Below are 8731 nucleotides of genomic sequence, written 5' to 3' on the forward strand. Positions count from 1 at the left end.
ACTCGATCCAAGAGGTCCGGGGGCCGGGAACGTCAACTGTCACGGCTCCCGGTGCCATCCACTCCCGGCAATGACGAGTGCCATTGGCACGCGTCAATCAGTGACAAATAGCTCCGGCAGCAACACCGCTACGGCGGCGGACAACATTGACACGCTTGCTCACTTGGCCGATGGCGCGGTCTACCCCGCAGTTCGCCCTGAAGTTGTCGCCGCGACGCCGATCGTTCGTCCCAACGATGAAGTGCTTGGGCGGTTCTCGTGGGTGGCAGGTCCCCTCCTGGCGAAAATTGCACAGAGCGACAGGGAGTCCCGCACCCTCGCCGCCCTGCGCGACGCTCTGCTGCCCAAGCTCATCTCCGGCGAGCTACGGGTGCTGACTAACAGTGAACTAGGAAACAAGGGGATGAGTGCATGAAGGTGACCAGGCTGAAGATCGAAAATTTCCGTGGTATTAGATCATCTGAACTGTTTTTTGGCGGCCATACTCTGTTTATCGGCAGAAATAACGTGGGCAAGAGCACTATTTGCGAAGCATTGGAACTAGTCCTTGCGCCAGACCGTCTCGCTCGCACTCCACCTGTTGAAGAGTTTGACTTCTATAATGCACGGTATCTGGACGCAGATGGGCAGACGCCGATACCGATCCGAATCGAGGTTCTGCTGACCAGTCTCACAGAAGAAATAGCAAGACAATGTTTCGCGAACTTGGAGTACTGGCACAAAGACGAACAACGGTTACTTGGACAGGGCGAAATTGATCAAGTGGACGCAGCACACGTAGAGCGCTGTCTTCGGCTGACCACTATCGCTAAATATGATCCAGAGGAGGATCAGTTTTTTGCAAGGTCAATTTACTCTGGCGAGGAGGTTGCTGGCGAAGAAGAGCCACACGCCGTGCCAAGCCGAGTAAAGCGTGCGATCGGGTTCCTGTACTTAAGGGCGCTGAGAACTGGTTCACGTGCTTTAAGCCTCGAAAGAGGATCGCTATTAGATGTTATTCTGAGAATGAAGGATGTGCGCACAGGGCTGTGGGAGCGAATCCGCAAACGGCTTGCCGAACTCGACCCTCCTATTGATTCGGATGCGACTGAACTCGGCCCTATACTCGACGAAATCGAGAACAGGCTATCAGATTACATACAAACTGGCGGTGGCGCACGATCTACCCGACTTTTCGTTTCACAACTTACCCGTGAACATCTTCGCAAGACAATCGCTTTCTTCTTGGCGATGGGCGAAGGCGAAACCTCGGTCCCATTTCAGGAAGCAGGAACTGGTACGCTAAATATTCTGGTGCTTGCGCTTCTTACCTTCATCGCGGAAATCAAGAAGGACAACGTTATTTTCGCGATGGAGGAACCGGAGGTAGCATTGCCGCCCCATACGCAACGACGCATAGCGAAATACCTGCTTGATGAAACCACACAGTGTTTCGTCACATCGCATTCGCCCTATGTCATCGAGCGTTTCGAGCCTGAGAAGATCATGCGACTTGTACGCGATGCGACGGGTGCGCTTACTGGTATCCGAGTTTCACTCCCCGAACTCATGAAGCCTAAAAGCTATCGACAGAATATTCGCAGAACATTAGCGGAAGCGATGCTCGGGCAAGGCGTAATCGTCGGTGAAGGGATTACTGAGCGGGATGTTCTTCAAAGTTGTGCGAACACGATGGAAGAGGCCGACGCCTCGCTTTTCCCGTTCGACGTGGCGGGAGTGAGCATCATCGATGCTGAGGGGCAGGGTAATCTGGAGCGCTTGGGACAGTTTTTCAAAACGATTGAAATTCCTGCGTTTGCATTCTTTGACCGTAAGCAACGGTCGCAAGCAGAGGTAGATGCCCTAGTTGCCGTATACGAGATTGCTAACGAGATTCCTTACAAAGGCGCGGAAGCTCTGCTCGCCGCGGAGGTCCCGTTAGATCGGCAGTGGCAACTCCTTCAGGCATTACGCGAAGAGGATCCTAATGGACATTACGGCATCCCGGCCGTTCGACCGAATGACGATCAACTTAAGGATCACACCATACGGCTCCTCAAGGGGTTGAAGGGTGCAGGCGGAGCCGCACGTTTGCTGGACCTTTGCACTACCGATGAGATTCCACTGAACATCCGAAGCTTTTTGCTTGCAGTATATGCGCGTTTTCCTAAACCTAAGCGCCAGCAGGTAGTACTTGCTGGCAATGCGGAAGACGGACCCGATAAAGCGCTTGTCGCGGACGTTGCACTGCAGGTCGCAGTAGCAAACAATCCGCCTGGCGAGGGTGCCTGAATGTCATTGCAGATTTGTCCTGAGCGGCAACGCATTCTCGACGAGAATGGACATTTGCTTGTCACCGGCGGACCGGGGGCTGGTAAGACGACCATAGCGCTCCTCAAGGCACGGAAGCGAATAGAGGAAGGGCTTTTACCGGGGCAATCTGTGCTCTTTCTAAGTTTTTCGCGAGCGGCTGTGGGTCGAGTCATGGAGGCGAGCCAAAAAGAAGTTCCCAAGGTGATCCGAAACCGACTGTCTGTCCAAACATTTCATTCATTTTTCTGGGAGATCATTCGAGGGCATGGATACCTGTTAGGTGCACCGCGACGATTACGGCTACTTCTTCCACACGACGAAGATGCTGCCCGGCACGAGTACGAGAACGTCGGGCTAGATTGGAACGTCGAAAGGGAACGCCGTTTCCGTGAAGAAGGTAGCGTTGCTTTCGATCTGTTCGCACCCAAAGCGCTTGAATTACTGATGAGAAGTCAGCGCCTTCGTTCCCTGCTTTCCTCGCGTTTCCCGCTCATCGTAGTAGATGAGGCACAGGACACCGCCGAGGATCAATGGGCAATCGCAAAGCTGATGGCGCAGCATTCGCAGCTGATGTGCCTAGCGGATTTGGACCAGCAGATATACGACTTTCGACCGGGGGTGAGCTCGGAGCGAGTAGAACAGATTATGGAGACCTTGCATCCGCTACGGGTTGATTTACAGACCCAGAATCACCGCAGCCCAAATTGCGAGATTGTCCAGTTCGGGAACGACGTATTACTTGGAACACCACGCGGATCCCCCTATATCGGCGTTTCGCGTTTGAATTTTCACCCCAGGAGGGATAGGCGTGATGTGGGAATTCGGCAGAGCATTGGTATGTCCATACAACGCGTCGAGCAACTTACCGGTAAGCGACCGAAAAGCATTGCGCTTTTTGCTACATGGGGTCGCGGCGTTAACTTGCTTACCCGAGCGCTTACGGGTGATGGAGGAGATCAGCGAATTCCCCATCGGGTCTTCATTGATGAAGCGCCCGTCTTGCTTTCAAGTCGCGTAGTCGCCTTCCTTATGGAACCCCGACGGTCGACAGCGGATGAACTGCTCGAGCTTGCGGATGGACTGGAGTTATGTGCCGCTGTGTATCGCTCTAAGGGAGGGGGAGGCAATCTCGATCAAGCCAGCCGTCTTTCAGTGGCGGCAACTCAAGCGCAGGGCGGGGCCCAGCCTAGAAGGAACACTGTCTCGGCGAGACTTCTGCAGGTGCTGCGCACATTACGTAGTCATAGCTTCTCAGGTGAACCTCGATCTGATTGGCTGGATGCCCGGCGTTTTCTAGCGGATTGTGGAGCAAACCCGCTTGCTGAAATAGCACGTTATGCCGAGCAACTAGCGGCGTTCCAACGAGGCCAACGAATCGCGAGAGCACTTACCGAACTTTGGCAGACACGCGGTCACTACCATGGTGCTCGGATTGTGCTCGACGATGCTATCTCAGCTGAACAGCTATTATCCGGGGGAAACGACCTTGCCGGTATTCATGTCATGACAGCACATAAATCGAAGAGCAAGGAATTTGACGCCGTTGTGATATTCGACGACCCCAACAGCTCTCCGCTCATTTACTGCAAGGAGATAGCGCCCTATAGACGCAGCCGAAAGCTGGCCCGGGTAGCCATTACCAGGGCGCGTCACCACGTCTTGATGCTGACCGATGCTTCCCGCCCATCGATACTTCTCAATGGCCATCGGTTATAAGGGAATATTAGCGAATGGATGAAAAAAGATTCTTAAAGCAGATTGTCTCAGCCGCAGCCCTTACGTGGCCGGAGAGTGCCGACGGACAGGTCGCCCACAGGCCGGTAATCATGTTAGCCTGTCTGTGTGTGGATGCTCCTGCCAGCTATAGGCAGACAAAGACATAATTGATATTGGGCGAAACAGCGATGCCGAAATGGTGTCCCTAACCCGAGAAACTAATATTCTGAGGGGGTAGGTAGTCATGAACCGTGTCCCTGTCAATACTGACATGCTACGCTGGGCACGCGAGCGCGCCGCTTGTGAGCCGCTACTATCGCGAAACGCTTTCCGAAGCTTGCAGAATGGGAGGACGGCGTAGCATTGCCAACCCTACGGCAGTTTGGAGGATTTCGCCCGTGCCATGCACGTGCCCTTCGGCTACTTGTTACTGCCCGAACCGTGATGCTTTCCGAATGCTGGGCATCTCCAAGACCAAGACCTTTCATGAGCGTGGATGCATCGTGGGGGTATTGCTATGAGGCAATTTGTTAACACGTACGAAATGCTGAGGCGCGGACGTGCCCGCTTTGTTCTAGGAAAGGGTGGGGCAAGTCATTATTAGTCACACCTTCTTAGAGTCCGTCGTCGAGCAGGCGGCGCTGGCCTGGCTCGAGGCTATCGGCTGGCGCATCGCGCACGGTCCGGACATCGCGCCCGACATGCCTGCGGCCGAGCGGGCTGACTACGGCGAGGTGGTGCTCTCACAACGTCTGCGCGATGCTCTCGCGTGCCTGAACCCGCACCTTCCGGCCGAAGCGCTGGACGACGCCTTCCGCAAGTTCACGCGGCCCGGAGGGGCGGACCTGATCCAGCGCAATCGGGTACTCCATCGCCTGCTGGTGGACGGCGTAACCGTGGAGTACCGCGCGGCGGACGGCGCGATCCGCGGCGCGCAGGCGCGGGTGCTCGACTTCGACGACCCCGCCAACAACGACTGGCTCGCCGTCAACCAGTTCAGCGTGACGGAGCGTTGGAGCCCGGCATCCCGTGCCCCAACCCGCCGGCCGGACGTGGTGCTGTTCGTCAACGGCCTGCCGCTCGCGGTCGTCGAGCTCAAGAACCCGGCCGACGAGGACGCGACCGTCTGGACGGCTTTCCAGCAACTTCAGACCTACAAAGCCGAGATTCCGTCGCTGTTCGCGCCGAATGCGGTGCTGGTCGTCTCCGACGGCATCGAGGCGCGCGTCGGGACGCTCACCGCCGGCCGGGAGTGGTTCAAACCCTGGCGCACCGTCAGCGGCGAGACGCTCGCGCCCGAAGCGATGCCGCAGTTGCAGGTGGTGATCGAGGGGCTGTTTGCCAAGCGGCGCTTTCTCGACTTGGCGCGCGATTTCATCGTTTTCGAGGACGAAGGCGGCGGCCGCCTCGTCAAGAAGATGGCGGGCTACCACCAGTTCCACGCTGTGCGGGTGGCGGTGGACGAGACGCTGCGCGCGGCGGAACTGCGTCGTGCGGCCGAGTACGTTGTGGAAGCGCCCGGGCGCTACGAGGCCGGCCGCAAGCCCGGCGGCAAACCGGGCGACCGGCGCGTCGGCGTCGTGTGGCACACGCAGGGCTCGGGCAAGAGCCTCACCATGGCGTTCTACGCCGGCCGCATCATCCGCGAGCCGGCGATGGAGAATCCGACGCTGGTCGTACTCACCGACCGCAACGACCTCGACGACCAACTCTTCGGCACGTTCTCGCGCTGCCGGGACCTGCTCCGCCAGCCGCCGGTGCAGGCCGAGAGCCGCGCGCACCTGCGCGAGCTCCTCTCCGTCGCCGCGGGCGGCGTGGTGTTCACCACCATCCACAAGTTCTTCCCCGAGCTCCCCTCACCCCAACCCTCTCCCAGAGGGAGAGGGGGGATGATGGAGATGCTCTCCGACCGCCGCAACATCGTGGTGATCGCCGACGAGGCGCACCGCAGCCAGTACGATTTCATCGACGGCTTCGCCCGGCACATGCGCGACGCGCTGCCGCGCGCCTCCTTTATCGGCTTCACCGGAACGCCGATCGAGCTTCAAGACGCGAACACGCGCGCCGTCTTCGGCGACTACATCAGCGTGTACGACATCCAGCGCGCGGTCGAGGACGGCGCGACGGTTCCGATCTACTACGAGACCCGCCTGGCGAGGCTCGCGCTCGACGAGGCTGAACGTCCAAAGATAGACCCGGACTTTGAGGAAGCCACCGAGGGCGAAGAAGTCGAGCGCAAAGAGAAGCTTAAAACCAAGTGGGCGCAGCTCGAGGCCATCGTCGGGGCCGAAAAGCGCCTCAGGCTCGTCGCGCAAGACATCGTCGCGCACTTCGAGCGCAGGCTCGAGGCGATGGACGGCAAGGTGATGATCGTCTGCATGAGCCGGCGCATCTGCGTGGAGCTCTACCGCGAGCTGGTGCGGCTCCGCCCCGACTGGGCCGACGATGATGATGCCCGGGGCGCGCTCAAGGTCGTGATGACCGGCTCGGCCTCCGATCCCGCCGGCTGGCAGCCGCACATCCGTAACAAGCCGCGGCGCGAGGCGCTCGCCAACCGCTTCCGCGACCCGAACGATCCGCTCAAGATTGTGATCGTGCGCGATATGTGGCTCACCGGATTCGACGCCCCCAGCCTGCACACCATGTACGTGGACAAGCCCATGCGCGGCCACGGGCTGATGCAGACCATCGCGCGCGTCAACCGCGTGTTTCGCGACAAACCCGGCGGGCTGGTCGTGGACTACCTGGGGCTGGCCCACGAACTCAAAGCCGCGCTCGCGACCTACACCGAAAGCGGGGGCACGGGCCGCACGGCGCTTGATCAGGACGAGGCGGTCGCGGTCATGCTGGAGAAGTACGCGGTCTGCGGCGACCTCTTCCACCGCTTCGATCGGTCGCGCTGGACCGCCGGCACGCCGCAGGAGCGGCTGGCGCTGTTGCCCGCCGCGCAGGAGCACATCCTTGCGCAGGAGAACGGCAAGGACCGCTGCGTGCGGGCTGTCCGCGAGCTGTCCCAGGCCTTCGCCCTCGCGGTGCCGCACGAGGAGGCGCTACGCATCCGCGACGACGTAGCCTTTTTCCAAGCGGTACAGGCTGTCCTCGCCAAGCGCGCGCCGGGAGAGGCCCGCCCCGAGGCGGAGATCGACCACGCGGTCCGCCAGATCATCTCCCGCGCCGTCGCCCCGGAAGAAGTGCTGGACATCTTCGCCGCGGCAGGGCTACACAAGCCCGACATCTCGATCCTCTCCGATGCGTTCCTGGCCGAGGTGCGGGGCATGCCCCAGAAGAACCTCGCGGTCGAGCTGCTCCAGAAGCTCCTCAAGGGTGAGATCCGCACCCGGCGCCGCAAGAACGTCGTCCAGGCCCGCTCGTTTGCGGAGATGCTGGAGCAGACGATCCGCCGGTATCAGAACCGCGCCATCGAGGCGGCGCAGGTGATCGAGGAGCTCATCCGGCTCGCGAAGGAAATGCGGGAAGCGAACGCCCGCGGCGAGGCGCTGGGCCTGTCGGAGGACGAGCTGGCGTTCTACGACGCACTCGAAACCAACGACAGCGCGGTCAAGGTGCTGGGCGACGACATGCTGCAAAAGATCGCCCGGGAGCTGGTCGAAACGGTGCGCAGCAACGTCACGATTGACTGGACCATGCGGGAGAACGTCCGCGCGCACCTCCGGGTGCTCGTCAAGCGCATCCTGCGCAAATACGGCTACCCGCCGGACAAGCAGGAGAAGGCGACGCAGACGGTGCTGGAACAGGCCGAGGTCCTGTCGGCTGAATGGGCGGCGACGCGAGGGGAATAGTCTTTAAGGCCCTAAGATGCCTGTAATTTCTTGACAGGCAAACATCCTGATTGCTACAATCAAATCAAGCGGACGGCAAACAGCGCCGCCGCGCATTTGCAGCGCTTTCACGTTCATTAGACGTATGAAAGATTCGTCATATTTGGAACGCTTCAAGGGAGGGTTTAAGGTGAACCTAACCAACACCTCGATCTTTGAACTGAGTCCATCGGAAAAACTTCAGCTTGTGGAAGATTTGTGGGATGACCTTGCAGCTACTCCTGAAGCGGTACCGGTTCACGACTGGCAAAAGGAGGAGCTGGCCCGGAGAAAGGCCCGCCTGATGGGAAACCCGGCCTCCGAACTCGCGTGGGAAGAAGTCAAACGAAGAATCCGAAGTCATTATGGTCGCTGAGTTGATCGTTGCGCCGGAAGCCGAGCAAGACGTCGCAGAAGCGTACGCTTGGTACGAGGGGCGGCGAACCGGGTTGGGAGAGGAGTTTTTGAGCTGCGTCGATGCGTGTATTGAAGCGATCCGCCGCACACCCGAGATGCATGCTACAGTTTTCGAGCATTATCGCCGCGGGTTGGTGCGTCGCTTTCCATACGCGATTTTCTACGAGAATGTTGGGGGGCGAGTAACAGTCTACGGCGTATTTCACAGCTCCCGCGATCCTGACAAATGGCGTCAACGTTTTCCTTAAGAGCAATAACGCCAACTTCAATTTCTATTTCACCGAAAAACATACAGACAGCGCGTCATAGTTTTTTGGGCGTGCTTCCAGCCGACGCCACCGCCTGCTCACCGCCTCGCTTCATGTCAACGGCCAGTGAAAATGTCACCTTAGAACACGCTAATTTGGCCTGAGAAAATGTCACCCCTTAAGATCGTTAAAGTGGCCTGAGAAAATGTCACCCCCTGAAACCGTGCTCCAAGTATACAC

The 8731-nt window shown here is 58.8% G+C and carries 6 protein-coding genes; all 6 read left to right on the forward strand.

The window, feature by feature from the left end; genetic code table 11:
- Nucleotides 1-415, forward strand: a 415-nt coding sequence (locus AB1402_10165) for a hypothetical protein (protein ID MEW6541954.1), incomplete at its 5' end; no start/stop codon positions are given.
- Entirely contained in the window at nucleotides 412-2271 is a 1860-nt protein-coding gene (locus AB1402_10170; GenBank protein MEW6541955.1) for an AAA family ATPase, read from the forward strand. The genes AB1402_10165 and AB1402_10170, both read left to right, overlap by 4 nt.
- The gene (locus AB1402_10175) at nucleotides 2272-4008 is read left to right on the forward strand and encodes a UvrD-helicase domain-containing protein (protein MEW6541956.1); all 1737 of its coding nucleotides are present in this window, start codon (nucleotides 2272-2274) and stop codon (nucleotides 4006-4008) included.
- 584 nt (nucleotides 4009-4592) lie between these two features.
- Nucleotides 4593-7808 carry a type I restriction endonuclease subunit R gene (locus AB1402_10180; GenBank protein ID MEW6541957.1) on the forward strand — a complete coding sequence of 1072 codons (3216 nt, stop codon included), beginning with the start codon at nucleotides 4593-4595 and terminating at the stop codon, nucleotides 7806-7808.
- A gap of 169 nt (nucleotides 7809-7977) precedes the next feature.
- On the forward strand, nucleotides 7978-8202 hold the full coding sequence (locus tag AB1402_10185; GenBank protein MEW6541958.1) for an addiction module protein: 225 nt from the start codon (nucleotides 7978-7980) through the stop codon (nucleotides 8200-8202).
- The gene (locus tag AB1402_10190) at nucleotides 8192-8491 is read left to right on the forward strand and encodes a type II toxin-antitoxin system RelE/ParE family toxin (protein ID MEW6541959.1); all 300 of its coding nucleotides are present in this window, start codon (nucleotides 8192-8194) and stop codon (nucleotides 8489-8491) included. The genes AB1402_10185 and AB1402_10190 overlap by 11 nt, the downstream gene beginning before the upstream one ends.
- The last annotated feature ends 240 nt before the right edge of the window (nucleotides 8492-8731 follow it).

The organism is Bacillota bacterium, assembly GCA_040757205.1.
Classification (GTDB): Bacteria; Bacillota; Desulfotomaculia; order Desulfotomaculales; family Desulforudaceae; genus Desulforudis.

What these genes read in the sequence shown, in the direction of transcription:
- AB1402_10170 (MEW6541955.1), top strand. Translation starts at nt 412, where the DNA reads ATGAAGGTGACCAGGCTGAAGATCGAAAATTTCCGTGGTATTAGATCA.
- AB1402_10190 (MEW6541959.1), top strand. Translation starts at nt 8,192, where the DNA reads ATGGTCGCTGAGTTGATCGTTGCGCCGGAAGCCGAGCAAGACGTCGCA.
- AB1402_10175 (MEW6541956.1), top strand. Translation starts at nt 2,272, where the DNA reads ATGTCATTGCAGATTTGTCCTGAGCGGCAACGCATTCTCGACGAGAAT.